Source organism: Aureispira sp. CCB-E, from assembly GCF_031326345.1.
GTDB lineage: Bacteria > Bacteroidota > Bacteroidia > Chitinophagales > Saprospiraceae > Aureispira.
Genome location: NZ_CP133671.1, coordinates 2,108,490 through 2,133,708 on the forward strand (window position 1 = coordinate 2,108,490; position 25,219 = coordinate 2,133,708).

Genomic DNA, 25,219 nt, shown 5'->3' on the forward strand with positions numbered 1-25,219 from the left:
GGAATATATGGAGGAACTAGAAGCCGAAAATAGAAGATTAAGAGCATTACTGGAGAAGTTCGTAGAAGCAAACAGAATTCTTCAGGAAACACACGTCACAACAAAGGAAGCAGCGACTTTTTTGGGCGTAGAACCTAGGACAATGCGGAAGTACAATGAAGATCAAAGAATCAATGGTCGAAAGTATCTGAAAGGAAACAAATTGTACTTCTTGGTAAAGGAATTAAGAGAATTCCAAAAAAATAACCTAGTACATTCAGCGTATGTTGGATAAAATAACTTGTAGGAGCTTGATCGCTCCTATGAGTTCAAGGAAGCAAGTATGACTTGCGAGTTACGGCGACTTATATGCCGATTGGGTGCGGCTCTGAGCGGCACCCTATTTTTAAACCATACATTATAACAAACACACAAATGGTTGGAGAACCCCAATTAACAAAATTTCATGAATGGTCAATGTATGATCTATTGGACAGAAATGCAACCTTAGAAAAAGCCTACGACTTGATGGAAATCTATCAACGAAAATGGCTGCGCACACACAAACGAGGTGGCATGGTAGCCAGTGTTCACGATGTTTTACAAGCCATTCTTTCTATTCTGCCTCGTACGATGGAGGACATGAAAAAAGAACAGCCCAATGTATTTGGATGGGCAGTATATAGCCAAGAGTTTTTCTGTTTTACGAACAACGAATACCTGGCTTCGATGGTCAATAAACAAGCGGCTCGACCGATTTTACAAATCAGTGGTCGCACGGTTCGAAATTGCATTAAAAAGCTCTTAGAAGCTCAAATTTTGACACAAAAGGTGAACTTTGTGCACACAGGAAAGAACTATCCAGAGCCGATGCATGAAGATCCTAACGGGCGAGGTTATTTCAAATTAGTTGTAAATAAAGACATCTTGGTTTGGGGCGAAACGATGGCAGAAGTGGCGGGAGAAGCGGCTCAATCGGACAGTCCTGGAACCCCGATAAATACTAATACTGTACCATCTTTTCCGCAGATGTATTCTATATTAGATAATAAGGATACATTAAAACAATATAAAACACCAGCTGCAATTGTGAATAAGGCTTCTGCTGTCGCAGAGCTGAATTCTTTGGCTAATGAGGGTACAGAGCAAGGAAGCAAATTGAACTTGCCTACTGTTTCAACTAATTTGCCTGTTAATTTTGCGCCAAAAGTATTTATTCCGACCAAAACCACGGATAAAGAAGAATTTTTTGCTCAACAACTGTTCGAACAAGCTCGAGTGGCACTTTGGGGCGGCAAAAACTTCAATGCGCTTCAACAAATACAAGCCATTGACTTTTTGAGATCCCACTTGAGACTAACTCGAGATTTTGTACAACACTTTAGAAAACAAAAGATTGAAGCCTTTAAAGATTCCGATTATTATCAAAAACAAGGCAAAAACCCCAAACGTCAATGGAAGATATTAAACGAGTGGTTTGTCTCCAAACTTCCCCCAACAGAGCTGTCAGCGGTTCGAATAGTGGCCGAAGCGATCCAGAAACAGCGAGAAAATGGGCTAAAGAGAGGCTATTTGAACAAGCTTTATGCCCCCCAGTTCTATTTTACTTCAGAGAATTGGACCAAAGCCTTGGATTATTCCAAAGACGATTTTATGAAGCTGTACACCCAATTTGGTGCTCAAAATAGAAGCTTATCTTATTATCAAATGGTGATGGAACACATTCACAAATCACATACCGCCACCTTACAGGCTCTAAAGGATGGAACAACGCCTCAATATGCAATGAATGTCACAGAAAAAGCCTGGAGAAAAATTAGAAGTCTAATTGCTCAAGCACCACCTGAAGTGAGCCAAGCTCAAAAAGACAAACTTATTCGAAAATTTAAAGACCGTTTACAACCAATTTTTTCCAATCAAATCTCTTAAGACATGCCAACAGTAAGCAACCAATTCAAACTAGGTCGAGATTCTTTGACCTACTTAGCGATTAAATACCCCCATCAAAAAGATGCTTTCAAACGCTATTCAATGGATCATAAAACACCGAACAACCCACAACGAGGGATTAGCCGTTTGGAGCGAGTATTTTTACAACAAAAGCCTTTTGAATGGGCGGTTTTGTATGATAATAAAACGGGCAAAATTTTGGCTTATTACCACCCAACAACAGGCACCGAACAACTCGATAAAACAAGGTATTACAAAGCCTTGGGGAGATCTTCTTTAAAACTATACTTGATTTATACGGCTGCTTATAGACGGCGAACAGGTCGTACCAAAGGCTTGAGTATCTCGATTGATTCAATAGAAGAAGTTGCTCAATATTGGAATCAAGACGTAGAGCGGATTATGGTCTACCAAAATGGACAACACACGCATAATTTTATCAAAGGACAATTTTTTAGAGTATGACCTATTATCAAGCCATTGAGCAGATCCAAGTACTTACGATTCCGATTCAATTGAGTTTAAAGGATTGGGTTTTCTTGGCAAAAATGCTGCTCCCCTTCTCTGCTCCAGAGCCTTTGGATGATTTTATACAAAAAGGTTGGAGAGCTGCCTTGATTCAGATTATTATCAAAATCAGCAAACGACAGGAGAAACACTGGCAAAACGAAGAACGAAAGTATACAATTTCACTCACACCTACTGAAAAGTATGCTTTGGAAGAGCTGCTTTACAACGACGACCCAAGTGATCTTTATTTAAGGACGATCTTCTACGAAATCAAAGTACAATTGGAACATTTTGACCACCATAAAAAAAGGATCCCTAGCGGCAACTAGGGACCCTCTTAGACAAATTCTTAAAAAAACAAATTTATGACATCTTTTGCAGAAAATCCACACAACAAGCAGCGTAAAGTTCAAAATTACGCCATTTTCAATTGGTCTTTAAACAAGACATTAGAACAGAAATTTGAACACAAAAACTTTGCCCATCGTTTTGCTTGGGCAAATCGAGCCTTTTTAGGCATGGGCATGATTGCACAGCTGGCAAGTTTAACGACAGCATTTACCATGCTTTCTTATCTATTTCTCAACATTCATTGGGTGATTCGAATCGCTTGCTCCATTGCTTTGGTGGTTATGATTGAGGTCATCAAACGAGAATCAACCGATGATGTGATGAAGGGCTTGTTTCAGTACAAAGAGGTAGAACGTTTTTCTGCTCTCTTGGCAATCGTAGCGGTTGGAGCAAGTATTTACATTTCGATAGAAGGCGCTAAAATTCTCCCTTCCCTACTGGTCGAAGAAGCGACTCCTCAAGCACCTGCTTTAAAATCTTCTGAAGGGATTATTTCTGACTATGATAATCGAATGGCAGCGCTCGAGATGCAACGGGATAATTTTCGGAATACTAGGTTGTACAAAGGGCGTTTGGCTCGAAAGGATTCTAAAGTGGTGCAAGAATACAATGAAAAGATTGAAGCGACTCAAGCACAAAAAGACGCTGCTCTAGCGGCTCTTTTACTCGAGAACCAAGTCATCGAACAAAAGGCATTGGAGGATTTTGAATCTAGGAAATCTACCATGACTTTGGAGCGAGAAAAATTGAGTACACAATTGGTTCGAGCAGCCATTGGTTTTGAGTTGTTGTTTCTACTTTCGATGGGCTTTTCTTGGTGGTATTATACCGAATGTGAGAAGGAGAAAAAGGAAGGGAATATTGCTCAAGTAGCAGCTGCTTATACTCCTTCTTCGGTTCAAGAGGAAGAAAAAATCCAAGTTCCAGAAGATGCTCATCAAGCTCCTAGCATCAATAAAATAGGCTTCATTAATTATGAAGAAGTGGAACAAAAACAACTTCAAGAAATAGAAAAAGTGAAGAAGGAATATACTCGTATTTGCCCTCAATGTGGTACGGGTTTTATTCACAAATCCCACAATCATACTTATTGTACTCGTAGCTGTATGCTTGAGGCTCGAGAACAACGAGCAGAATGAGAAGCCCTATTTTACGAAGAATTACTGCAGTAGTAAAACACCAAACTGCTGCAGTAAAATAAATGATATTATTTTATTCAAACACCGATAAACACTAGTGTACTGCAGCAGTAAAAAAAATACTGCTGCAGTAAAAAACTATCTTTTATGGTCAAACAAAACGATGTTTCTATACTGCAGCAGTTGCTTAAAAAACTGCAGCAGAAATTAGAAAAAGAACAGCAAAAATTAACTCAAATGAAAGGAAGTAAGAATCCTTTACAATTGCTTTGTCAAGAACAACAAATTTGCTTGTTAAAAACAAAAATTAAAAGTACTCAAACTTATTTGCAGCAGTTGAGCCTCAAAGCCTCCTCAGCAAAAATATAGAAAAAATCAACCTTTAAAATTTACGCCATTAGTTTCTAGTGGCGTTTTTTATTGCCTTGTTTTTTGCATTCAAAGTCCGTATTTTAGGGGCTTTCATTCTTTCATCAAATCTAAAAACACATGAAAAAACTAAAAAAAACCAGAGCTAAATTACACCCTGACGAGCAGATTGTTGGACGAGGGGTTCCCTTATCCATGCTCAACCAAAAGAAACTAAAACGATTAGGAAAACTTAAAAAAAGACGCTAAACCATGAAAATTGTAGATACCTTAAGTCCCGAGGGAGGCTCTAGAGCCGAACGATGGTGGGAAGATCAAGGTTTTGTAGAATTGTATCAATTCTTTCGAAAAGGAGCGATGGAAAAACGCTTTTATGACAAGCTCAAAGATGTTCGAACGGTGCACGAAGTCTTTCAATTGAGGGGCTATCAGTTTGGTAACTGGGTGACGCATGAAGACCGTTTTAATTATTTGGCTGCTCTAGGCATTTGTTTGTATGACTTAAATCGAGTGTTGCGATTCAAAGGAAACAACCTTGGTTTGGACAAAACTTTGGGCATTGCCTTTGGAGCTCGAGGGGTAAAGGGAGCTTTAGCCCATTATGAACCCTCTACCAATATTATCAATCTCACTCGTTACTACGAAGAGAACCGTTTTGATGAACCTACCGAGAAAAAAGTCCGCTTTGTCTTTTCGGGCGGTGTGGGATCCTTTGCACATGAGTATGGTCATTTCCTGGATTACTTTTTTGGTGCTCGAATAGAAAACCATCCCAAAATCTATGCGCTATCCGATGGTCGCTCGACAGATCCTAGACGCATCAATTACGATGCCTCTAAAATGCCCATGCGTTACTGGATGGAGGAGATTCTAGAAAAGGCGTATTGGGACAAGAGCAAAACAGCGGATTCTAGTTATGTGAGACGTATTCGAAAAGCAATTCCTAAACAATATCTAGATTACTTCTTGAGAAGAAATGAAATCTTTGCTCGGCTTTTTGAGCAGTATGTTGGTTACAAACTCCAAGAGATGAAGATTCAAAATATCTTTTTGACCAAAACGAAGTACCATGCTATCCAATATATGACACCTACTGAGTTAAAAACAGTGGTGCCTTTGTTTGATAAGTTGCTACTGCAGATGCGGAAACATTTTTAGAGGGCTTCCCATTTTAGGTTCTATTTTCAAAATAGAATAAATTATAATATAATTAAATATATAAAACCCTTATTATTAAATATTTTTATTTCTTGGCATTGCTTTGGCATTTATAGTAAGTGTATCAAAAGTGATCATAACTAACTACTAATAAATTTGGGTTTTAATTACTGCGTGAGTGCGCAAGCGCAGTTGGGGTGATTTAGGACTTGTACGAATGGGAACCTGCAAAGCTCATGGAGCGAAGCGGAATAATACGTACAAGTCCAATCTTTCACCACTAAACCTTCTAAAGATAAATTTGGGTTTTAATTGGGGTGATTTAAGGACTTGCATGAATGGGAATACATGCAAGTTCAATCTTCAACTACTAAACCTTCTATAAGATAAATTTGGGTTTTAATTGGGGTGATTTAAGGACTTGCATGAATGGGAATACATGCAAGTCCAATCTTCAACTACTAAACCTTCTAAAGATAAATTTGGGTTTTAATTGGGGTGATTTAGGACTTGTACGAATGGGAATACGTACAAGTCCAATCTTCAACTACTAAACCTTCTAAAGATAAATTTGGGTTTTAATTACTGCGTGAGTGTGCAAGCGCAGTTGGGGTGATTTAGACCTTACATGGATGGGAATACATGTAAGGTCTTTTCTTTTTTAATCCCCAAACAATAATATCAACCAACCTCCAAATATACGCCACAAAATTCCCCTGCCTGAGCAACAAAACTTTCCAATCCCAAGCACATACAATACTTTTACAGATATAAAATATTCTATTCTAAAAAAGTAACGTATGAAAAAACAACAACTGGGCAATGCCCAAACCGACCATCCACAACCGATTGACAAAACAATTGTGATAGGCTTAATTGAAGCACAAATCCAAAAACTAGAAGCCCACGAAATTCGCATTCTCAACAACGGCATTTTTGAAGACGATTGGCTGGAGACAGACGAAAACCAAGCGATGGCAGATAACTTTTCTTTAGCAGCACATGCCACCAATGCCACCCTCATTATGGAGTTAAAATCCTTGTGCAAAAAAATCCAACAACTGACTTAAAAAACGATTTTCAAACTAACGTAGAAACTGGATTAGAAACTGCTCAGAAACTGGCTAGAAATTAACAAAAACTGCGTCTACTGGCTCTACTAGCACAAAAACTGATTTTCAAACTGCCTAGAAATTAAGCAGAAATTAGCTAGAAACTGCTCAGAAATTAAACAGAAACTGCCATAGAAACTACTAAAAATTATTACAAAAATAACCTCAAAAAAAATGGAAAACAAGCAACCAAATACCACCTATGATTTGGAAGAGGAGCTGCGCCGACAGCTGCTCGAGCAAGAACAAGAAATGGCTTTAGAAATTAACGAAGAAAACGAGTTGGAAACCAATTCAGAAACAGAAGAAGAAATTACTCAAAAATCAACAAAAACCGCCTCTACTGACTCTACTGGCACAAAAACTGATTTTTCAGAAGTAGAAACTGCTGCAGAAACGGCAGAAAATAATTCTGATACCCTAGAGCAGCTCGAAGAAGGTTGGGAGGAAGAGCCTGTTATTGAAATTGAAGAGGATCCACTGGATGGATATGTTCAAGAACCACCCAAAACCAACCCTGTTGAAGAAATCAAAAAAGCAACAGGCTCGAGTAGCAAAAATCTCAAAAACTTGGCAGAGCTGGGAGAAATTGCCTTCACCTATATTGATCTTGCCAAAGCTCAATTGTGTAGCTCTATTAGTGGGCAGCATGTGGCAGAATATACGGCAGATGAAAAAGCTAAAAAAGTCTTAATTGCTGCCGTTCAAGAATACTTGAGCACTCAAGAAATTAAAGCCCCCACACCTTTGATGACGCTGCTCTTGGCTGTGGGTACTTGGGCAGCGGCTGGTTTTGGAGCTGCTTTTTGGCATCGTTATCAAATTCAACAAATGGAACCCAAAGCCGCACCTAACACAGAAGACCCTTTGGAAGAGGAGCAAGAGCAGGAACAGGGAGAGCCAAGCTCTGATTTTTCCCATTTAAAAGAATACCAGGATGGGCGCAAATTATTCAGCATTCACAAAACAACAGGGACCTACAAACACCTTCCCAACAATACTTATTGCGCCATTGATGTTGCCGATGAAGTTCCCAGTCCTGAAATTCAAGCCTTGATTGACCAAGGAAAAACGAATCCTGAAATTAGAGCAATTATTTACGATGAGTAAGCCTACAACCACGACAATAGACCAACACCATCCGTTCTTTTTAGCCTATTTTGGAAAACCCCATTCAGGAAAGACCTACGATCTACAGCAATTTGCATTGCGTTGCAATCGACCCACTATTTTTGTGTACAATTCAGGTTGGGACAAAGATTGGGTGGGTTATGAATTGATTGAATTGTGGTCGGATAAAAAAGAACAGGAACTTTATTTTTCTTACAAAGGCAAAGATTATGTCTTTGAAAAGCACTTTATGAAAAAGTTTCGAGGCAAAAAAGTCAAAGCCATGATGGCAGACGAAAAACTTACCGAGATGCTTTTGTACAAACGCCTTTCTCGCAAAGGTTACGAAGGGCTGTTTTTTATTATTGATGATGCCACCAATATTTTGACCTCTACCTTGACCCAAGCACAAAAAGCTTGTTTCTATCGAGCCAAACATGTGGGCATCTGGTTTGCCTTGGTTTTTCACGATCCAAACATGTTTCCCAATGGTGCTTGGGGAGCTTTAACCAAAGCCAAGTTTTTTAAAAACAATGTGGCACCACCGACTCAAAAGAGTAAAATCATTCCACACTTTAGAGAAATTATGAAAGCTTACAAAGTTCTTAAAGAGGCTCCAAAATACAGCTATTGCACCTTGATTATGGACACAGGCGATTTATCTTATACACCTTTTAAAAACAAAAAATAACGATGCTAAAAACCTTGCTTAAACTGAATCTGCCAACGCTGCAGAAAAACCTAGAAGCCATTGTTGAAGATTTGCTCACAGAAGTAGCGGATCAACACCAATGCAATCCCTTTGATTTGCAACTGATCTTAACCAAAGTCGAGCAGCAAGCACTTGGAAAAATCTATGATTCTGACAACAACTGCTTGCATCAATTAAATGCAGCTCAATTGTTAGAAGACTTATTTTATCTCCAGCTGGAGCAATTGCCTGCTGTTGTCCAAAAATTGGTTCAAAAACAGGTTGGCACCATCAATATCCAGGACTTTATTATCGAACAGCTCGAAACAATGAATCTTTTGATTCGATACAACGACGCTTGTCAATTGCAATTATTTAAAATTACCACGGCAGGCACCGATCCAATTGATCTAACGGCTTTTTTTGCTAACTTAGAGCTGTAGTTTTTTATTTTTATAATCGTCCTTTTTATCATTTTTAAACACACATACATTTTATGAATCGTCAGGGCAATAACTTGACCATTCATCCACCCATTTCCTCCAAGCTCCTAGGTCGCTATCGACACAAAAAAGGCATTTATGTCATTCGGTTAAAAGACCAGGTCATTTATATTGGCAACTCGGTTAATATCTACAAATCAGGCTTGCGCCTCTTTCAAAAAGGGGGCGTTTTACAAGCCATTCCAGTCCAAAAGGTCAGCTTTGAAATTCTATTGACCAGCATGCGCTTATCATCGGTAGAGATGGTGCTCAAACGGCATTTTCAACCCCAATACAACTACATTGGTAAATTGCCCAACCATCAATCTACTTACGAAAAAAAGCAGATCCAACGCATTCAAAACATTTATTTTAGTCAGAGCCGCTTTAGCGTTGAAGGAGCTCGACCATCTAATACTTAACCCCAAAACTAACGTTATCATGTCTTGCATTCCAATTATCAGCAATGGGCATGGTGGTTTGATTGGCAACGTCTACCAAACAAAGGGCAAACGCTCTCCTGTTTGGTCTGACGGTGCGGTTCTTTATGAAGGAGAATTTAATCGAGCCATCAAAAACCGTTTGTTAGAACTGCTCCATTTTAAAGGCATTCCTTATTATGATTTGGTGCCAGAGCAGCACGACATTCATCGGAGTGTTCGAGTTGCTCGAGCCAACCGTTTTCATGCCCAATACAAAAATACCTTTCTGCTCGACTTGCATTCCAATGCAGGAGGAGGCAAAGGATCGGAAGTTTTTATCTCCAGTGCTGCCAGTAGCTCCAGTTTGGCTTTAGCGCATTGGTCTCAAGCCTTGTTTGTCCAACATTTTCCAGAAAGTACGTTTCGAGGCATCAAACGCAGGAATTTTGATTTGGTGCATTTGACCAACATGCCCGCCATTCTCCTGGAACATTTTTTTATGGACAATGAGCAAGAATGCAGAACCTATTTAATGACAACCAAAGGACGAGATCGGATTGCCGCTTATACCTTGGCAATTATTGAAGCCTACCTTAAATACCATCCTTCATGAATGATAAGTTACAATTTACCTTGATTTTGGGACTCTTTGCTTATGTGATTTTCTTGCAGCAATGCAAGCAAGAATCTAGCTCGAGTAAGAAGCATGAATTTAGAGCTGATACAACGATTGTTCTAGATACGATTTTGCCAGCTCCTGTTATCGTGCAATTGCCTCGACAAGTAGTTCCTGAACCTAGAATTATTTATGTGGATAGTTTCCAAAATAGAATAAAATCAGAGTTTGTTGATACCGCTCAACACATGGCTACAAAGCTTTATCAAGACAGTTTAGAAGATGATAATTTGACGGTCTATTATGAATCGTTGGTGGATGGTCAGCTGTTGCAGAATCATTTAGATTATAAACTAAAAATACCAAAGCAGATCACTAAAACCATTCGTATCAATACCCCTGTTCCAATACCTAGCAATGGGCTGTTTTTGAATGCGGGGGTGGGTGGGAATGTCAATGCTTTTTCTAGTTTGACGGTTGGTTTGCAATTTGTCTCCCAAAAAGGTTGGGCGCTCGGTTATGATTATGATGTCTTGCAAAAGGTACATCAAGTTAGATTGGGGGTTCGTTTGCTGCCTTTTAAGAAACGAAAACAGTAAAAGCGTAATTTCAGGCGTATATTTTTTTCAGCCCTCTTTTTAATCCGTTTAACTGCCGTTTGTTCAAGGTTATTTTTAATCCAAAAAGCCGCTTTAAAGTTGCTAGAATTACGCCTCTTTCAACCTTGAATGCTTCGTTCATATTCGTTTTTTTAGCATTTTTTACCGCATCTTTGTCTTGTCAAAAAAGCAGCCTAATTACTTCCTAAAACCCTTGTTTTTATTATGCTCATCCCTGATGAATCCAAACACACCCTCATTATCAAACCCGATTACCTTGGCGTTGGTGTCATTGGATTGGTGGTTTTACTAATCCTAATCATCAATAAAAAACTCCTCTAAATGAAAGCGCTTCTTAAATCGGTTTTCACCAGTTTGTTAAGCCTGTTTAATGTCGGAATCTATTGCTCGGATGGCGTGGATAGTTTGTTGCAACAATTGCACTTTTTAGAACTCGAAAATCAAGCCAATGAAATCCTCCGATTGTATGCCTTGATGGAGTATCAAAACCAATTGATCCTTGCCTTAGATGCCTTTAGAACGGGTTTAATGTTCCTTTCCTTGCTCTTTCTTTTTATCCTCAATTTTGCCCTCTTCAAACGCTCTTATCTATGGGCAATTAAGAAAGTCCAAACTGCTTATTCTTTTATTACTACCAAACTCAAAACGAAACTTAGAAAATGGCGAATGTAAAACGTATTTATGCCCCTTTCACCAAAGATTTATGCATGGCGAGCCCTTGGGCTTATGTCGATGGTGAATTATCCTATCGTCCTCTACCTGCTGGGACTGTTGAGCAGGAATTAATCACCGATGTCCAAAAAGCAGGTGGTATTGTTGATGCCAACTATTCTATCTTGGTTCAAAAACAAGGCAGCGACGAACAAGGACAATTGGAATTGACCTTGCTTTTGTCCGATGAAAAAAAGGAAGATGGCAGCTATAAATTTCCAGAAAAAGCCATGGTGAAGATTGGTATTGATGGCGATAGCCCTGAAATTTTCCCTGGTGATCATGCTGACTTTTTGATCGGCTTGGAAATTGGTGGAACCTATGGTCCTGGTACCTTACAAACCATTGCCCAATTGGCTCGTCAAGGCAAACAATTGGTCATTAATGGCATGCACATTGATGCGGACAACGACAAACATTTTACCGCTAAAATGGTCGAGCGTCAATTTAAACACGATGGTTCTAGCATGGGCGACCGAAATATTTTGTATCCCAAATCGTTGGCTAGTGATGAACAAACCACCATTCGAGTCCTCGCAGATATTGACGTCACCTTAGATGGCTTTGGCTATTTAGAAGTGCCTATTTATCGGGGCATTGGTGCCAACATCACCCTAGATACCACCTTCACCAAATAACACCAACCCTCCTTTAACCCTTAAAGCCAAGTTGCGGGAAGACCTCCCCCGTACTTTTTAGGATCTCCTCCTTGTTGCTCGACCCATCAAAAGGAATTGTCTTCCCTCATGCAACTTGGCTTGTTTTAATGCTTTTTCTATGGCAGGTTCTGTTTTTGAATCCATCTCCACAGGTGATATTGGCATCTTGGATGGTGGTTTAAATATTGGCACCCAAGGACTGTCCAACAAAGACCTCAAAGTCATTTTTGGCTCCTTGGCTCAAGCACAAACGGCTCAGGCTAGCCAACAACTGCAAGTTCAACAACGGCGGGATCAACTGCTCATCATTAGCGCCTCTGTTGTTGTTTTATTGCTGCTTCTACTCCTTCTTTTCTTTTACTCCAAACACCCTACATCATGAGTCTAGGTACCCTTTCTGAATCTCGTATGGCAACGGCTCCGATTGCAACGATTACCACCACTGCAATGCCTTCTGTTCCTGATCCCAAACCCACTAAAAACACTCCTCAGGTATTAGAAAATACGGTCAACCCAACCAACACCTCCAATACGACCAACTCCAACAATGAGAATTTGGTCAACCCATCCAATCCAACTCTTAGTACGACTACTACCACCACAGTACCAACAACAACGCCAACGCCAACAGCAACGCCCAACAAACCTTGTGGTTATTGCACGGCTAAAAGCATCACAGGGCTTGCGCTGCAAATCAGCATCGTTCTTTTTATGTTGGCACTTTCTTTTCACTTCGTTAAAAAAGTATAACCATGGCTTGTGAAGATCCTAATGCCCCCCTCTTTATGGCTTGCCATTTAGAAGGGGAAGGCACGGTGAGTGAAGACCGAAACAAAAATCAAAACAACAACAACGCTAACAGCGACTCCAACCAAGCGCCCAACAAAAAACCACAAAATGCCGCTGATATTATCAATGCCAGTGCCAATGGTTTGGACAGCATTACAGGCTTCTTAGGATCCTTGATGGGCAAACCCAGTCCTTCCACTCCAACCTACCTACCTGCTCCCGATCCTCCCCCAAAACCTTCGCCCTGGTTGATTGGAGGCGTCATCGGTGGAGTTGTCTTATTAATCGCCCTATTAATCTTTTTTAAGCATGGAAAATCCAACGAATAAAACCCCCTTATTGGTCATTGGTTTGCTGCTCATTCTAGCCCTTGGCGGTTGGGCGGTTTGGGCGGTACTCCGTCCTAAAAAAGAAGAAGAGCCCACTGTTACCACCAAAAAAGAAACCACTGCTTCAACGCCAGTAGTTACAGGACGCAACAATGTCTCCAGTCAAAACACAGGTTTGACCAAAGAACAGATTGCCTTTTTATTTGGTCATAACAATTCTAGTTTTAACAGTGGCAACACAGGCAATGAAAACCAACCCAAACAAAAAGAGCCGCTTTACATCAAAGGCACTCGAGCACAAGCTTTGATTACCGCCAAAGCAGAGCATTTACAATCCAAAGTAGCGGTGATGGACATCATTCGTGCTAAGTACGATATTGGCAGGGAGTTGATTAAATTCAACTCTGATACACAAAAAGCCATTGACCAGCTCTTTGATAAAGTATCTGGCGTGGATGTCCATTCGGATCCTGCTAAGCGTTATTTGACCTTCCCGATTTATGGCAAACACGAATCACAAGGACCTGCCCTAAGATCGGATTTACAAAAGCTCTTGGATAGGGGCTGGGAGGGCTTAAATCTCAGCAACAAACGAGATCCCACCATGCCTTGGTGGTTGCCCTCGGTACAATTGAATTTGCTGCTAGGAACAACCGTTTCAACCACCATTAGTGCCGATAATATTTGGTGGTATTGGGGACAACGCAGCGAGTTGGACTTTTTTAAAGATTTTAATGGGCATCAAGTGGATGATCGTTGGTTGGTCAAAGTGAACGACAACGGCAAAGCCGCTTATCCTGCAGGGAATCTCTATACTTTTGTGCAGCGCTGGGTGGAAGCCATTGATCAGCTCAACAAAGTAACCGAATGGGAAGCCATCCGAACCTTAACCGCTCCAACCTCCAAAGGGGGCGATGGGTGGCTGTTTACCTACCTAGATCCTGAGACAGGAACGGACTACAGCAAGAACTATGATCCGCAAGATAGTCGTACCAACGATGCCCTTGATCTTATTTTAACCTAATTCAAACTTCCCCTAAAAAGCCCATTGTTATGGAAAACAAACACCTATTTTTAGGCGCTGGGGTACTCCTGGCAATTGCTCTTGCTTATCTGATTGGTAAACGCCAAAAGAAAGCGGTGGAGCAACGAGAAATTGATGTGACAGTCAACCTCCAAGACGAGCATGGACAAACAGTGGTTTATGATCCGAATCCTTTACTCGTTCGACTCAACAAAGGGTTGATCACTCGATATTACTTTGATTTTTCAGAGCGCTGCAATCCCATCAAAGAGCTCTATGATTTGGATCCTGCTCGTTTTATGGCAACGGTCAAAGCCTACAAAGTCAAGTATGGCGTGGACATCACCATTCCTATGAAAGCTTGTCATGTGGATTGTAATCTAAAAACAGGCATCAACAGCTTGAGTTATTTTGACTTGATTTATCAACGCATCCAGCAATTGCAAGCCGTGACCAGCTAGTTAATCCTTTATTTTATCACCTTCTTTTTTTAATTGTCAATCATCATGTTATCAAAACCTTCGTATAAAATAGCGGGCATTTTCTTTGTTGTGGCTCTTTTGGGAGTGGGCACTTTTTTCTACCTCAAGAAAAAGAAAGCCGAAAAGCAAGCGGCTGAAAAAGCAGCTCCAAAGAAAACGACCAACAAAGATTTGACTAAAAATGCCCCAGCGCCTCAAACCACCAACGCTCAAGCCAAAAACTTGGAAGTAGCAGGAGGAGAAAACCAAGATCAACCCATTTAACATGAAAGAAAAACTGATCCAATATCAAAAGCCACTCCTTGCCGTTGGTTTGTTGGTACTCTTGCTTGTCTTGTATTTTTATCGACATCGCCTTTTTAAAGGAACCCTTTTAACAGGTTCCAAACCAACAGCTGTCTCTAATAATACAACTACCTCTAATCCTGAAAGCCTCCTTCTTAAAAAAGGCAGTCAAGGAGAGCAAGTGCGACAGTTGCAACAGCTCTTAAATCAAGAGCATCAAAAACACGCTCCAACCTTCATTCCTCTACTAGAAGAGGATGGCATCTTTGGAGATAGAACCGAGCAAATGCTCCTTCGATACACCCAACAAAAGAGCATTACTTTAGCTCAACTGCAGACCAGTCTTGCAGCCGCTTAAAACAATCTAAACCCATGTTTTTATTACTTCCTTTTTTATTAGGTGCTGGTAGTACAGGTTATTGGTGGTGGTCGAGTCAAGAGCAAAAAGAACCTTCTTTGACACAAGAACTCTTTGACCTACTCAAACCTATTTTGCTTGTGCTCCTTGTCCTTTTATTCTTTCGTTGGCTCTATGCCCAATCTACTCCAGCAACTCCAGCACCAAGCGCTTGAGTTGCTGTTGCTTTTTCAAAACCACTTCAAAAACCTCTTCCTATGGCTAGTTTCAACAGTTGGATGCTGCCCACCAAACGACGGTGGCGGCGTATTATTGCAGGTTATCAGGATCTGTACAACGACAAGGGCAATTGGTCTTCCAATCAAGTCGGGGTGGGGACCTTGATTGGTACCAATCGAAGTATTGCCGCTCCGACACTCATTGCCTGGCGTGGGCGCATGGTCTCTAAAGCAGAAATGGAGGCATTGTCTATTGGGGAAGCCATGCAGATTTACAAGGTTCAATATTGGGATAAGATCCAAGGCGACTTGATCCAGAGCCAAGCCCTTGCGGATATTTTAGCGGATATGAAAAGTTCGGCTGGAGGTAATGCCATCAAAGAAATGCAGCGCACCCTTAATGACTTGGGAGAGCGCCTTTTGTTGGATGGTGCTTTTGGGGTGGCTTCTGTTCAGGCGCTCAATCGGCAAATCTTACGAGTAGGGCAGGCTCGTATTTTTAATGCCTTTAGACAGCGAATGATTGGCTATTATCAACGTATTAATAGTCCTTATGAAAGGCAATTGATTGACTCCTTGAATCGGGATTATCCTGCTATGAAAACCGATTGGACTCGAGTGGCGGTGACGGTTGGAGTGGTTGCTGCAGCTGGTGCTTTAATTGTCTATGGTATTTATCAGTATCAACAAATTCAAACATGAAAAACAATTCTACTTTAAAATGGATGGGCGGTGCTATACTGCTCTTTTTACTCCTTCTCCTGGTTCTTAAGATTCGCTTAAAATTGGCTCAAGAGAAAGCCATCCAAGCTTGTGAAAATGCTTTTGGTTATATGGATGCAACCCAACAGGATTCTATTCGTAAGATTGTGGCGGCTTTCCATCGTTATGGCGATGGGGATAAAAATAAGCTGGCTTATATCTTGGCAACGGCTTGGCATGAAAGTCACTTTCGTCCCGTCCAAGAACGTCGTGCAGCTCCTAGCCAAACGGAGTTGTATAACCGTCAAAATCAATATTGGTCCTCGGGGTATTTTGGACGGGGTTTTGTTCAATTAACTTGGAAGGAGAATTATCAAAAGATGGCTCGTGTCTTTCGGGTGGATTTTGTCAACCAGCCTGATTTGGCATTGCAGCCGACTTATGCGGCTCGTATTTTGGTTTATGGCATGATGCAGGGTTCTTTTACGGGGCTTGCTTTGAAGGATTTTATTAATGCGAAACGCCAGGACTTTTATAAGGCTAGGCAGGTGGTCAATCGTTTGGATCGGGCTGGGAAGATTATGGACTATGCTAATGTTTTAGTTTAAATTCTAAATATAGCAACTTGGAATGATATATGTTATTTCTGACAAAAACTTTGAAGCTTTTAGTAGTGCTACATTAGGGAGAGAAGATCTAGTTGGATTTAAAATGCCTAATCATTCTAACGACCATTTATTTTTATTCGATTCTGAATTTGAAGGTTATGACTTTTTGGAAAAAGACTTCAATGCTCTTATTGGTAGAAAGTTTAAATTTTCTCATAGAATAGATCAGTTAAGAGAAGACTTGACTAAAAAATATGGCGAAAGTATCAATTATCAAGATAAAGCTATTTATGATGAGATTCTAGCATCTATTAAAGCTATTTATGATGAGTTACACTATATAGGGGACTTGCCAAGAGATTTAGAAGCATTTGTAGGTATAAAAGCACAACAATTTCATGCTGGTCGTTCCCATGTATTGATCGTTTATGAACATCAAGGTGGAAATGGGGCAAGTTTACAAATAGAAACAGCTGCTACTACTAATATATGGAACTATGGCCCTCATGATTGTTATACAATGGCTGCTTTGCCTGATTTAGGATTAGAAACCATGAGTGGTAGTACTTCTTGGAATGAGCAAATTTCATCTAGAAATTTTCAATACGTATCAGGTGCTGATGCCATGGGGATAGGTTACTACAAACATAGGTATTATCTTGCTACTGGATGTAATTATATAGTAGAAATAATATCTCCAAATAGCGGGTATCAAGCGCCAATTCTAATGGATTTTGATTTTAACTGGCCTGGGTTTTTAAATGGACTTTTTTGTGGTCCTATACAGGATAATATTTCTAGCATTAGTGTAAAAGCAATTTGGCAAGGATGCTATACAGATGATACACAATTTGATGATTTATTTTAATGAAAAATAAAACAATGAGATATATACTGGTAATACTATTTTTTGTTGCAAATTACTTTATAGCTAATAGTCAGCATCAAATTAGCCTACATGGAGGTTGGACGGCTTCTAAAATAGTAGAGTTTAGAAAAGCAGATATTCCAGTAGGGAGTTCTTATAATGATTTGCATGCTTTTCCAATGCATCATGGTATTTATGGTTCGATTGAGTATGAGTATATGCTTCATCCATTTAAATTGTCAGTAGGCTTATCTGCATCGGAATTTGGAACGAGTAGATATATTGCAGGTCCTTGGGCTACTTATTATATTAGTATTCCGATGATGTTAGGTTATCATTGGAAATTACCTAAAAACTTCAGTATAACCTTAGAAGGAGGTGCAGAAATAGGTATAGAGACTAGTTCTACTGTATTTAATTACAATAAAACACAATTGTTAGCATTAGGTACTGTTGGTGTAGAAGCTGCTTGGAAGCGATTAAAATTTGGATTAAAAGGACATTTTAGTATGAATCCATTTCGAGATTGGAATACAGCTTATTTGCATCATTCTGGCATGACCACTTATATCGGTTATACTTTATTTGATTCTGTGAAAAATAAGGAGAGGCGTGCCAAACGTTTAGCAAAAAAAGAATCTGAATTATCAAATGACTTATTGAATAGAGAATAAGAACTAAAATAATCCAATCGTAGCTTTGTGCTATTTCTTTTGCTCTAAAAAAAATTAAGCTCTTACTATAATCAAATAGTAGGAGCTTTTTGTTTTCATATTATCAAAATTTAATTTTTTTGGTTAATTTCGAAGCTTATTCATAGAATAATCACAAGAAAAAATTTAGATGTCAACAAACAAACTAACATTAGATACCCTAGAGTCTTGGTTGTGGGATTCTGCCAATATATTGAGAGGGAGCATTGATTCTTCCGATTTTAAAAACTACATCTTTGGATTGCTCTTTTTGAAGCGTTCTAACGATGTGTTTGAGGAAGAAGTGGCGCAGATTATGGAGCGAGAAGGAATTCCTAAAGAGGAAGCGGCTGAGGAAACCTATTTTACCCTACCTCCAGAAGCCTATTGGGAGGAGTTGAAGAAAGTAACCGAAAATATAGGGATTGCGCTAGACAAAGCCTTTGCTGCAATTGAGCAGGAGAATCCAGAATTGGAAGGGGTGATGACCGCCACCAAATTTGGAGACAAAGAAAAGCTATCGGATGATGTCTTACAACAATTGTTGCGGCATTTTAACCAGCACTCGCTCAAAAACGAGGACTTGGAATCGAGTGATTTGTTGGGCGATGCTTATGAGTATTTGATTAAGCAGTTTGCCGATGATGCAGGGAAGAAAGGAGGGGAGTTTTACACGCCTAGAGGCGTGGTGCAGACGATTGTGCGCTTGATTAAGCCCGAACCCAAACAAACCATTTACGATCCTACTTGTGGCTCTGGTGGGATGTTGATTGAGTCGGCAAAGTATATTGCAGAACAAAAAGGGGGGAAGATTGGCAAGAACATCAATGTTTCTTTGTACGGTCAGGAGAAAAACTTGGGGACTTGGGCAATTGGAAAGCTGAATATGATTCTGCACAATTTCCTAGATGCCGATTTGCGCAAAGGGGATACCTTGGTTGATCCCAAACACAAAAATGAGGCGGGGAATTTAATGCTTTTTGATCGAGTGGTGGCCAATCCTCCTTTCTCGATGGATCGTTGGTGGACAAAGGCAGAGACCAATCTGGAAGTGAAGTTGGATAAAAATGGCAAGGAAAAGAAAATTACGCCGAATTACAAAAAGGTCGTGGTGGATCCTTATGGACGGTTGCAATATGGCATCCCACCTCGTGGCTATGCCGACTTGGCTTTTTTGCAGCACATGATTGCGGTTTTGAAACAGGATGGAAAAGCGGGGGTGGTCTTGCCACACGGTACCTTGTTCCGTGGTGGGGCAGAAGGCAAAATTCGTCAAGCCTTGTTGGAAGCGGATTTGGTGGAAGGGATTGTGGGCTTGCCGAGCAAGTTGTTTTACAATACGGGCATTCCTGCGGCGATTTGGATTATTAATAAAAATAAAACGGCGGCTCAAAAGGGAAAAATCACCATGATTGATGCCAGCCAAGACTATAAGGAGGGCAAGAACCAAAATGAGTTGGAAGAAAGCCATATTGATGCCATTGTGGCGGCTTATGATGGGGGTATTGACGTGGATAAATATATGCGGGTGGTGGACTTGGAGGAGCTGCAAGAGAATGATTACAACTTAAATATCTCTCGCTATATTGATACTTCGGAGCCTGAGCCTTTGGTGGATTTGCAAGCGGTTCAAGCGGAGATTCAAGCTTTGGAGGAAAAGGAAGCGACGGTGGATGCCAAATTGTCGAACTTTTTAAAGGAATTGGGACTATGAGGGAAGGTTATAAAATGACGAAGTTGGGGGAGATTCCTTTGGATTGGAAACTAATTAAGATTAATGAAATAGTTGATGAAGTAACTGATTATGTTGCAGCAGGTAGTTTTGCTTCTCTTAAAGAAAATGTAAAAGTATCAGATATTAAGAATTTTGCTATTTATGTAAGATTAACTGATTTAAGAAAAGGTTTAGGGCATACTAGTCAAAAGTATGTTGATGAAAAAAGTTACAAGTTTTTATCTAAATCAAATTTATTTGGTCGTGAACTTTTGTTTGCGAATATAGGAGCAAATGTGGGAGAAGTTTGGTTGATGCCAGAAATTAAAGAAAAAGCAACAATAGCTCCTAATATGATTATTATTAGGGCAAATAATGAATCAATTATTCCGGAATATTTATTTGCATATTTAACCTCATTTATAGGTAAACGACAAATTAATAAAATAATTGCAGGAAGTGGTCATCCAAAAATAAATAAAACAGAACTTAGACAGTTAATAACTATTGTTCCCCCCCTCCAAGAACAAAAAAAGATAGCCGAAATCCTAAGCACGGTAGATGAAAAAATAGACCTCGTCCAAAGCAACATAGAAGCCACCCAAGCGCTCAAAAAGGGCTTGATGCAGCAATTGCTGACCAAGGGGATTGGACATACGGAATTTAAGGCGTCTAAGTTGGGGGAGATTCCTTTGGATTGGGAAGTGGTGAAAATAGGGGAGTTGAAACAGCAACAGGTTTTTTCTAAAATTCAAGATGGTAATCATGGTGAACTACATCCAACAGCATCAGATTTTGTAGAAGAGGGAATACCTTTTATAATGGCAAACTGTATTACTAAATTAAATCAATTGAAAATTGATTTAGCTAAGCGTATATCTATAGATCAATATAATTCTTTGCGGATAGGGTTTACAAAAACTAATGATGTGTTATTGACACATAAAGGAACAGTAGGTCTTACTGCTCTAATTAAGAAAGAGCATGGTAACCTAATGTTGACACCACAGGTAACTCTGTATAGAATTGGAGATGAATCTAGGATAATAAAAGACTATCTCTATTATTATTTTCAGTCTGAAATTTTTCAAAAAATAATTGATAAATATTCAAAACAAAGTACTCGTGCATATATAGGAATTATAGCTCAACAGAAGCTACCAATAATATTGCCTTCTAACATCCAAGAACAAAAAAAGATAGCCGAAATACTAAGCACGGTCGATGAAAAGCTAGACATTCTACAAGAAAAGAAAGCAGCCTATCAAGCGATGAAAAAAGGCTTGATGCAGCAATTGTTGACGGGGCAAGTGCGGGTGAAGGCATAGTGTCCATTATTATTACAATAAAATTATTACAATAAAAATAAGAAAACCATGCCTAGCCTAGAATACATCTACTCCGAGTTGCCAGCCATAGAACTGTTTCAAGCCTTAGGTTATCAATATTACAATGCCAGTAAAACAGACGAGCGCAAGAGCATCCACGAAGTGCTGTTAAAAGATCGTTTGGAGCAAGCCTTGAAGCGGTTGAATCCTTGGATGGATGCGAACAATTTAAACAAGGCGATGGAGCAGCTGACCAGTGTAAGCGGTGCTTCTTTGATGGAAATCAATCAAAAGATTTGGAAGTTGATACGAGGGGCTGAATATACGGTCAAGCAGGAAGTAGGGGGCGAAGAAGGTTTTCATGCCGTGCGTTATTTGGATTATACAACTGTAGAGCAAAATGATTTTTTGGTGGTCAACCAAATGAAGTACAAAGGGCGTTTGGATAATTCTATTCCCGATTTGGTGGTCTATGTCAATGGGCTGCCTTTGGTGGTAATAGAATGCAAGTCGCCTACGGCGGGCAATGCTTGGGATAGTGCGTATTCGGATTTGAATTATTATCAAAAAAATGTCGAAAAGCTCTTTTATTACAACCAGTTTTGTGTGGGTTTGTGGCAAGTGGGCGGACGGTATGGAGCGATTACGGCACCACCGCATTTTTACTCGGTGTATAAGCCCAGTCAAGACGACAATTGGTCGGCTGTTTTGGGAGCAAATCCCAGTCAGCAAGACATTTTGATTTATGCTTTGTTTCGCAAAGAGGTGTTGTTGGATTTGATTCGGCACTTTGTGTTGTTTGAGTTGGACGAAGGGACAACGATTAAAAAATTGCCCCGTTATCAGCAGTTGCGAGCCACAAACAAGACGATTGCCAAATTGCAGGCAGGAGAAGGGGGCGTGGTTTGGCATACGCAAGGAAGTGGAAAGTCGATTACGATGGCTTATGTGACTCGAAAGTTGCAAGCGCCAGAGTTTGGTTTTGACAATCCTACGGTTATTGTGATGACCGACCGCAAGGATTTGGACCAACAAATTACGACCACTTTTCAGAATGTTGGGTTTAAGAATGTGCATCAAGCTTCTTCGGTGACGCATTTGGACAAGCTTTTGCGCAATGATTATGGCGGGATTATTACCACCACCCTTCAAAAGTTTCAGGAAACAGAAAGCAAGCTAGAAGAGGAGTTCGAAAATGATCAGACAACAGAAGAAGAACGAGGCGATTTGTTGATTGAAAAAATCCTTAAAGAAGGTGTTTTAACTAAAATTACCAAAGAAAAACAAGGCAGGAAGTGGGTAGAAATTGAACGAGTAGAATTTGTGTTGGAAGAGTTGTCGGACAAAGAGAATTTATACATCTTGGTAGATGAAGCCCATCGAAGCCAATATGGTTTTTTGGCGGCGTTTATGCGAACGGTGTTGCCTAAGGCAAAGTTTGTAGCTTTCACAGGAACGCCCATTTCTAAAGAAGATAAATCGACTTTGGGCGAGTTTTATGGTGGGAACTATATTGATGTGTATACCATCAAAGAATCGGTGGAGGATGGGGCAACGGTGCCTTTGTTGTACGATGAGGGGATTGCCAAACTAGATGTAAAGAAAGAGGAATTGGACAAAGAGTTTGAAGAAAAATTTGGGGAAGAACCCATTGAGAAACGAGAAAAGTTAATTAAAGCAGCTTTAAAAAAATACCAACTTTCTTGGGGGCGAATAGAAGATATTTGTCATCATATTATTACGCATTATAACAGCAAAATTTATCCAGATGGACACAAGGCAATGATTGTGTGCAATGGTCGATTGGCAGCCTTGCGTTATCAAGAAATTTTATTGCGTTTAAAAGAAGAGGAATACCATGATTTTACTTCCAAAGTAATCATCAGTTTGGGAACGCCGAAAAGTGATCCAATTGCAAAAACGCATCTCGAACACTTGGAATGGAATAAAAAACACCCTGATCGTCCAAAACCTGTTTTGTTAATGCCTAGTGATGAAATGAAAGCAGCAACAGAAGCTTTTAAATTGCCTTTTGGAGATGAATCGGAGACGGAGAAATCAGGGCAAAAAAAGCACGACAATACGCATTTTTTAATTGTGTCGGATATGTTATTGACAGGTTACGATGCGCCGATTGCTTCTTGTCTGTATTTGGATAAGCCTTTGAAGGAACACAATTTGTTGCAAGCGATTGCAAGGGTGAACCGTTCTCGAAAGGGCAAGAATGCGGGCTATATTGTCGATTATAATGGAATTAGTGCTTATTTAATTCAGGCTTTGGAGATTTTCTCAGGAGATTTGAGACCAGATGATATTTTGAAGAACTTGAATGAGGAGTTGCCGAAGTTGGAAATGGAGCACACAAAATTGGTGCAGCTGTTTCGCCCTTTGAAAATAGATCGGCATTATGAGCGAGCTTTGTTTTTGGATGCTGCTTTGAAATTGATAGAGCCAATAGATCAACGAGATGAATTTAAGACCTTACTAAAGGCTTTTAATAAGGCGATTAATGTCATTTTGCCGAATCCGAAGGCTATGAAGTATCAAAATGACTTTAAGTTGTTTAACGAGTTGAAGCTGCGGGCTAGGAATGCGTACCCTGAAGATGAAGAGTTTAAAATAACAGCCTTGGATAATCAGATGTTGCAAGCGATGATTGACGAACATTTGAAATCTACAGGGGTAGAGAATTTGTTGTCAGAGCCTATTTCTATTATTGATAAGGATAAATTTAAGCAAGAAATTTTGAATGCTTCTCCAGCGACCAAAGAGCTGAAGATGAAGAACAACTTAAAACACGTGATTCGGGTGGGGTTGGATAAGAATCCTGCTTTTTTTAAGCCTTTGGCGCAACGCCTGGAAGATTTGTTGCAAGCACGAAAAGAAGATCGTTTGAGTCAACGAGAATTGTTGCTGGCGTTTACTACCTTGCAGGATGAAATTATTGAAGCGAATCAGGCGGATCGTGAAAAGGGGTTTGATACGCCAAGAAAACGAGCGGTTTTTAATACCATGAAAGTCTTTTTTGAGGATGGAGCAGCGGAGGCGACCTTGACGATTTTTGATTTGCTGAAAGGGGAGCTGGAGATTATTGGTTGGGAAACCAAAGGAAGGGTATTGAATGATATGGAAGCTAAGGTTCGACGGTTTTTAACAACAACAATGGAGCGTTCTAAAGCAAAGGAAGCGGCAAAGGATTTGGTCACACTTATCAAAAAGAATAAAGATGCCTAGTGTACAGTATGGAAGTCAGACGATTGAATATGCCATTCATGAAAAGGAGGGTTTGAAGGCGCATTATATTAGTGTCGAGAAAGGGAAGGGGGTTATCTTAAAGGGAGCGGCGGTTTCTGACCAAGAGGCGCAGCAGTTGATTTTGAAGAAGGCTCGTTGGATTTTGGATAAATTGGAATTGGTGCGTTCTGTGGAAACAAGTGCTTTGGTCACGGGATCTAGGATGCCTTATTTGGGCAAAAATTATTATGTTCAAATTAGTGAAGTTGCTGACTTAAAACGGGTAGAGGTGTTTTTTAATCACTCGAAGTTCAAGGTGCTTGTTCCCGCTCATTTTAAAAATAACCAGGAGAAAATAGAACTGGCTTTTGAGGATTTTTATCGTCAAAAGGCCATCGAAAAAATTACACCTCGTTTGAAGCGTTGGTCTAAGAACATTAACTTGCCTTACGAGGGGCTTCAATTTAGAAAGTTGGAAAAGCGTTGGGGGAGTTGTACGCCTTCAAATAAGATTGTGATTAATATTGATGCGGTTAAATTGCCGTTTTCTTTGATTGATTATTTGTTGGTGCATGAATTGGTGCATACGAAAATTAAGAACCACTCGAAGGCGTTTTGGGCGGAGCTGTCGAAGCACATGGATAATTGGAGGGCTTTGGATGCTCGGATGCAGGGGCTTTGTTTGTAATAAAAAAATAAAAACTAAATA

At 40.0% G+C, this 25,219-nt stretch carries 33 protein-coding genes; all 33 read left to right on the forward strand.

Annotated features, from left to right (window positions below; genetic code table 11):
• The first annotated feature begins 7 nt into the window (after nt 1-7).
• The 33 genes from QP953_RS07995 (at nt 8) to QP953_RS08155 (ending at nt 25,198) form a co-directional block, all read left to right on the forward strand.
• Nucleotides 8-274, forward strand: a complete 267-nt coding sequence (locus tag QP953_RS07995; RefSeq protein ID WP_309554573.1) for a helix-turn-helix domain-containing protein — start codon at nt 8-10, stop codon at nt 272-274.
• 140 nt (nt 275-414) lie between these two features.
• A complete protein-coding gene (locus QP953_RS08000) occupies nt 415-1,908 on the forward strand; it encodes a hypothetical protein (protein ID WP_309554574.1) in 1,494 nt (497 codons plus the stop codon).
• Between the two features lie 3 nt (nt 1,909-1,911).
• Complete coding sequence (locus QP953_RS08005; protein WP_052596550.1) at nt 1,912-2,394, forward strand: hypothetical protein; 483 nt, start codon at nt 1,912-1,914, stop codon at nt 2,392-2,394.
• The gene (locus QP953_RS08010) at nt 2,391-2,768 is read left to right on the forward strand and encodes a hypothetical protein (protein ID WP_309554575.1); all 378 of its coding nucleotides are present in this window, start codon (nt 2,391-2,393) and stop codon (nt 2,766-2,768) included. Before QP953_RS08005 ends, QP953_RS08010 begins: the two co-directional genes overlap by 4 nt.
• 36 nt (nt 2,769-2,804) lie before the next feature.
• Nucleotides 2,805-3,929: a hypothetical protein gene (locus tag QP953_RS08015; RefSeq protein WP_309554576.1), complete on the forward strand. Its 1,125-nt coding sequence runs from the start codon at nt 2,805-2,807 to the stop codon at nt 3,927-3,929.
• A gap of 147 nt (nt 3,930-4,076) precedes the next feature.
• Nucleotides 4,077-4,298: a hypothetical protein gene (locus QP953_RS08020; RefSeq protein WP_309554577.1), complete on the forward strand. Its 222-nt coding sequence runs from the start codon at nt 4,077-4,079 to the stop codon at nt 4,296-4,298.
• Nucleotides 4,299-4,418: 120 nt separating this feature from the next.
• Nucleotides 4,419-4,547: a hypothetical protein gene (locus QP953_RS08025; protein WP_255351982.1), complete on the forward strand. Its 129-nt coding sequence runs from the start codon at nt 4,419-4,421 to the stop codon at nt 4,545-4,547.
• A gap of 3 nt (nt 4,548-4,550) precedes the next feature.
• Nucleotides 4,551-5,456: an LPD1 domain-containing protein gene (locus QP953_RS08030; protein WP_309554578.1), complete on the forward strand. Its 906-nt coding sequence runs from the start codon at nt 4,551-4,553 to the stop codon at nt 5,454-5,456.
• An 800-nt stretch (nt 5,457-6,256) separates the two neighbouring features.
• Nucleotides 6,257-6,526, forward strand: coding sequence for a hypothetical protein (locus QP953_RS08035; RefSeq protein ID WP_052600361.1), 270 nt, complete (start codon nt 6,257-6,259; stop codon nt 6,524-6,526).
• A gap of 216 nt (nt 6,527-6,742) precedes the next feature.
• The gene (locus tag QP953_RS08040; RefSeq protein ID WP_309554580.1) at nt 6,743-7,678 is read left to right on the forward strand and encodes a hypothetical protein; all 936 of its coding nucleotides are present in this window, start codon (nt 6,743-6,745) and stop codon (nt 7,676-7,678) included.
• The gene (locus QP953_RS08045; RefSeq protein WP_309554581.1) at nt 7,671-8,369 is read left to right on the forward strand and encodes a hypothetical protein; all 699 of its coding nucleotides are present in this window, start codon (nt 7,671-7,673) and stop codon (nt 8,367-8,369) included. The genes QP953_RS08040 and QP953_RS08045 overlap by 8 nt, the downstream gene beginning before the upstream one ends.
• A 2-nt stretch (nt 8,370-8,371) precedes the next feature.
• A complete protein-coding gene (locus QP953_RS08050) occupies nt 8,372-8,812 on the forward strand; it encodes a hypothetical protein (protein ID WP_309552725.1) in 441 nt (146 codons plus the stop codon).
• A gap of 53 nt (nt 8,813-8,865) precedes the next feature.
• Nucleotides 8,866-9,273 (forward strand): hypothetical protein, encoded by a 408-nt coding sequence (locus QP953_RS08055; RefSeq protein ID WP_309552723.1) that lies wholly within the window; start codon nt 8,866-8,868, stop codon nt 9,271-9,273.
• A gap of 19 nt (nt 9,274-9,292) precedes the next feature.
• Nucleotides 9,293-9,886 carry an N-acetylmuramoyl-L-alanine amidase gene (locus QP953_RS08060; protein WP_309554582.1) on the forward strand — a complete coding sequence of 198 codons (594 nt, stop codon included), beginning with the start codon at nt 9,293-9,295 and terminating at the stop codon, nt 9,884-9,886.
• Complete coding sequence (locus QP953_RS08065) at nt 9,883-10,488, forward strand: hypothetical protein (protein ID WP_309554583.1); 606 nt, start codon at nt 9,883-9,885, stop codon at nt 10,486-10,488. The genes QP953_RS08060 and QP953_RS08065 overlap by 4 nt, the downstream gene beginning before the upstream one ends.
• A 342-nt stretch (nt 10,489-10,830) precedes the next feature.
• Complete coding sequence (locus QP953_RS08070; RefSeq protein WP_052600385.1) at nt 10,831-11,181, forward strand: hypothetical protein; 351 nt, start codon at nt 10,831-10,833, stop codon at nt 11,179-11,181.
• A complete protein-coding gene (locus QP953_RS08075) occupies nt 11,169-11,858 on the forward strand; it encodes a hypothetical protein (RefSeq protein WP_052600386.1) in 690 nt (229 codons plus the stop codon). The genes QP953_RS08070 and QP953_RS08075 overlap by 13 nt, the downstream gene beginning before the upstream one ends.
• A 139-nt stretch (nt 11,859-11,997) precedes the next feature.
• Complete coding sequence (locus QP953_RS08080; protein ID WP_156039973.1) at nt 11,998-12,261, forward strand: hypothetical protein; 264 nt, start codon at nt 11,998-12,000, stop codon at nt 12,259-12,261.
• Nucleotides 12,258-12,629 carry a hypothetical protein gene (locus QP953_RS08085; protein WP_309554584.1) on the forward strand — a complete coding sequence of 124 codons (372 nt, stop codon included), beginning with the start codon at nt 12,258-12,260 and terminating at the stop codon, nt 12,627-12,629. The genes QP953_RS08080 and QP953_RS08085 overlap by 4 nt, the downstream gene beginning before the upstream one ends.
• Before the next feature lie 2 nt (nt 12,630-12,631).
• A complete protein-coding gene (locus QP953_RS08090) occupies nt 12,632-12,997 on the forward strand; it encodes a hypothetical protein (RefSeq protein ID WP_309554585.1) in 366 nt (121 codons plus the stop codon).
• A complete protein-coding gene (locus QP953_RS08095) occupies nt 12,978-14,021 on the forward strand; it encodes a hypothetical protein (RefSeq protein WP_309554586.1) in 1,044 nt (347 codons plus the stop codon). The genes QP953_RS08090 and QP953_RS08095 overlap by 20 nt, the downstream gene beginning before the upstream one ends.
• 29 nt (nt 14,022-14,050) lie before the next feature.
• Nucleotides 14,051-14,482, forward strand: a complete 432-nt coding sequence (locus QP953_RS08100) for a hypothetical protein (RefSeq protein WP_309552698.1) — start codon at nt 14,051-14,053, stop codon at nt 14,480-14,482.
• A 45-nt stretch (nt 14,483-14,527) separates the two neighbouring features.
• Entirely contained in the window at nt 14,528-14,767 is a 240-nt protein-coding gene (locus QP953_RS08105; protein ID WP_309552696.1) for a hypothetical protein, read from the forward strand.
• 1 nt (nt 14,768) lies between these two features.
• Nucleotides 14,769-15,146, forward strand: a complete 378-nt coding sequence (locus tag QP953_RS08110) for a peptidoglycan-binding protein (RefSeq protein WP_052600238.1) — start codon at nt 14,769-14,771, stop codon at nt 15,144-15,146.
• A 14-nt stretch (nt 15,147-15,160) separates the two neighbouring features.
• On the forward strand, nt 15,161-15,361 hold the full coding sequence (locus QP953_RS08115) for a hypothetical protein (protein ID WP_309554587.1): 201 nt from the start codon (nt 15,161-15,163) through the stop codon (nt 15,359-15,361).
• Between the two features lie 42 nt (nt 15,362-15,403).
• Complete coding sequence (locus QP953_RS08120; protein WP_309554588.1) at nt 15,404-16,066, forward strand: glycosyl hydrolase 108 family protein; 663 nt, start codon at nt 15,404-15,406, stop codon at nt 16,064-16,066.
• Nucleotides 16,063-16,674, forward strand: coding sequence for a glycoside hydrolase family 19 protein (locus QP953_RS08125; RefSeq protein ID WP_309554589.1), 612 nt, complete (start codon nt 16,063-16,065; stop codon nt 16,672-16,674). Before QP953_RS08120 ends, QP953_RS08125 begins: the two co-directional genes overlap by 4 nt.
• Before the next feature lie 22 nt (nt 16,675-16,696).
• A complete protein-coding gene (locus tag QP953_RS08130; protein WP_309554590.1) occupies nt 16,697-17,542 on the forward strand; it encodes a hypothetical protein in 846 nt (281 codons plus the stop codon).
• A gap of 14 nt (nt 17,543-17,556) precedes the next feature.
• Nucleotides 17,557-18,216, forward strand: a complete 660-nt coding sequence (locus QP953_RS08135; RefSeq protein WP_309554591.1) for a hypothetical protein — start codon at nt 17,557-17,559, stop codon at nt 18,214-18,216.
• Nucleotides 18,217-18,385: 169 nt separating this feature from the next.
• Entirely contained in the window at nt 18,386-19,948 is a 1,563-nt protein-coding gene (locus QP953_RS08140) for a class I SAM-dependent DNA methyltransferase (protein WP_309554593.1), read from the forward strand.
• Nucleotides 19,945-21,276, forward strand: a complete 1,332-nt coding sequence (locus QP953_RS08145; protein ID WP_309554594.1) for a restriction endonuclease subunit S — start codon at nt 19,945-19,947, stop codon at nt 21,274-21,276. Before QP953_RS08140 ends, QP953_RS08145 begins: the two co-directional genes overlap by 4 nt.
• A gap of 48 nt (nt 21,277-21,324) precedes the next feature.
• Nucleotides 21,325-24,510 carry a type I restriction endonuclease subunit R gene (locus tag QP953_RS08150; RefSeq protein ID WP_309554595.1) on the forward strand — a complete coding sequence of 1,062 codons (3,186 nt, stop codon included), beginning with the start codon at nt 21,325-21,327 and terminating at the stop codon, nt 24,508-24,510.
• Nucleotides 24,503-25,198: a SprT family zinc-dependent metalloprotease gene (locus QP953_RS08155; RefSeq protein ID WP_309554596.1), complete on the forward strand. Its 696-nt coding sequence runs from the start codon at nt 24,503-24,505 to the stop codon at nt 25,196-25,198. The genes QP953_RS08150 and QP953_RS08155 overlap by 8 nt, the downstream gene beginning before the upstream one ends.
• Nucleotides 25,199-25,219 lie beyond the last annotated feature (21 nt).

What these genes read in the sequence shown, in the direction of transcription:
- QP953_RS07995 (WP_309554573.1), top strand. Translation starts at nt 8, where the DNA reads ATGGAGGAACTAGAAGCCGAAAATAGAAGATTAAGAGCATTACTGGAG.
- QP953_RS08000 (WP_309554574.1), top strand. Translation starts at nt 415, where the DNA reads ATGGTTGGAGAACCCCAATTAACAAAATTTCATGAATGGTCAATGTAT.
- QP953_RS08005 (WP_052596550.1), top strand. Translation starts at nt 1,912, where the DNA reads ATGCCAACAGTAAGCAACCAATTCAAACTAGGTCGAGATTCTTTGACC.
- QP953_RS08010 (WP_309554575.1), top strand. Translation starts at nt 2,391, where the DNA reads ATGACCTATTATCAAGCCATTGAGCAGATCCAAGTACTTACGATTCCG.
- QP953_RS08015 (WP_309554576.1), top strand. Translation starts at nt 2,805, where the DNA reads ATGACATCTTTTGCAGAAAATCCACACAACAAGCAGCGTAAAGTTCAA.
- QP953_RS08020 (WP_309554577.1), top strand. Translation starts at nt 4,077, where the DNA reads ATGGTCAAACAAAACGATGTTTCTATACTGCAGCAGTTGCTTAAAAAA.
- QP953_RS08025 (WP_255351982.1), top strand. Translation starts at nt 4,419, where the DNA reads ATGAAAAAACTAAAAAAAACCAGAGCTAAATTACACCCTGACGAGCAG.
- QP953_RS08030 (WP_309554578.1), top strand. Translation starts at nt 4,551, where the DNA reads ATGAAAATTGTAGATACCTTAAGTCCCGAGGGAGGCTCTAGAGCCGAA.
- QP953_RS08035 (WP_052600361.1), top strand. Translation starts at nt 6,257, where the DNA reads ATGAAAAAACAACAACTGGGCAATGCCCAAACCGACCATCCACAACCG.
- QP953_RS08040 (WP_309554580.1), top strand. Translation starts at nt 6,743, where the DNA reads ATGGAAAACAAGCAACCAAATACCACCTATGATTTGGAAGAGGAGCTG.
- QP953_RS08045 (WP_309554581.1), top strand. Translation starts at nt 7,671, where the DNA reads ATGAGTAAGCCTACAACCACGACAATAGACCAACACCATCCGTTCTTT.
- QP953_RS08050 (WP_309552725.1), top strand. Translation starts at nt 8,372, where the DNA reads ATGCTAAAAACCTTGCTTAAACTGAATCTGCCAACGCTGCAGAAAAAC.
- QP953_RS08055 (WP_309552723.1), top strand. Translation starts at nt 8,866, where the DNA reads ATGAATCGTCAGGGCAATAACTTGACCATTCATCCACCCATTTCCTCC.
- QP953_RS08060 (WP_309554582.1), top strand. Translation starts at nt 9,293, where the DNA reads ATGTCTTGCATTCCAATTATCAGCAATGGGCATGGTGGTTTGATTGGC.
- QP953_RS08065 (WP_309554583.1), top strand. Translation starts at nt 9,883, where the DNA reads ATGAATGATAAGTTACAATTTACCTTGATTTTGGGACTCTTTGCTTAT.
- QP953_RS08070 (WP_052600385.1), top strand. Translation starts at nt 10,831, where the DNA reads ATGAAAGCGCTTCTTAAATCGGTTTTCACCAGTTTGTTAAGCCTGTTT.
- QP953_RS08075 (WP_052600386.1), top strand. Translation starts at nt 11,169, where the DNA reads ATGGCGAATGTAAAACGTATTTATGCCCCTTTCACCAAAGATTTATGC.
- QP953_RS08080 (WP_156039973.1), top strand. Translation starts at nt 11,998, where the DNA reads ATGGCAGGTTCTGTTTTTGAATCCATCTCCACAGGTGATATTGGCATC.
- QP953_RS08085 (WP_309554584.1), top strand. Translation starts at nt 12,258, where the DNA reads ATGAGTCTAGGTACCCTTTCTGAATCTCGTATGGCAACGGCTCCGATT.
- QP953_RS08090 (WP_309554585.1), top strand. Translation starts at nt 12,632, where the DNA reads ATGGCTTGTGAAGATCCTAATGCCCCCCTCTTTATGGCTTGCCATTTA.
- QP953_RS08095 (WP_309554586.1), top strand. Translation starts at nt 12,978, where the DNA reads ATGGAAAATCCAACGAATAAAACCCCCTTATTGGTCATTGGTTTGCTG.
- QP953_RS08100 (WP_309552698.1), top strand. Translation starts at nt 14,051, where the DNA reads ATGGAAAACAAACACCTATTTTTAGGCGCTGGGGTACTCCTGGCAATT.
- QP953_RS08105 (WP_309552696.1), top strand. Translation starts at nt 14,528, where the DNA reads ATGTTATCAAAACCTTCGTATAAAATAGCGGGCATTTTCTTTGTTGTG.
- QP953_RS08110 (WP_052600238.1), top strand. Translation starts at nt 14,769, where the DNA reads ATGAAAGAAAAACTGATCCAATATCAAAAGCCACTCCTTGCCGTTGGT.
- QP953_RS08115 (WP_309554587.1), top strand. Translation starts at nt 15,161, where the DNA reads ATGTTTTTATTACTTCCTTTTTTATTAGGTGCTGGTAGTACAGGTTAT.
- QP953_RS08120 (WP_309554588.1), top strand. Translation starts at nt 15,404, where the DNA reads ATGGCTAGTTTCAACAGTTGGATGCTGCCCACCAAACGACGGTGGCGG.
- QP953_RS08125 (WP_309554589.1), top strand. Translation starts at nt 16,063, where the DNA reads ATGAAAAACAATTCTACTTTAAAATGGATGGGCGGTGCTATACTGCTC.
- QP953_RS08130 (WP_309554590.1), top strand. Translation starts at nt 16,697, where the DNA reads ATGATATATGTTATTTCTGACAAAAACTTTGAAGCTTTTAGTAGTGCT.
- QP953_RS08135 (WP_309554591.1), top strand. Translation starts at nt 17,557, where the DNA reads ATGAGATATATACTGGTAATACTATTTTTTGTTGCAAATTACTTTATA.
- QP953_RS08140 (WP_309554593.1), top strand. Translation starts at nt 18,386, where the DNA reads ATGTCAACAAACAAACTAACATTAGATACCCTAGAGTCTTGGTTGTGG.
- QP953_RS08145 (WP_309554594.1), top strand. Translation starts at nt 19,945, where the DNA reads ATGAGGGAAGGTTATAAAATGACGAAGTTGGGGGAGATTCCTTTGGAT.
- QP953_RS08150 (WP_309554595.1), top strand. Translation starts at nt 21,325, where the DNA reads ATGCCTAGCCTAGAATACATCTACTCCGAGTTGCCAGCCATAGAACTG.
- QP953_RS08155 (WP_309554596.1), top strand. Translation starts at nt 24,503, where the DNA reads ATGCCTAGTGTACAGTATGGAAGTCAGACGATTGAATATGCCATTCAT.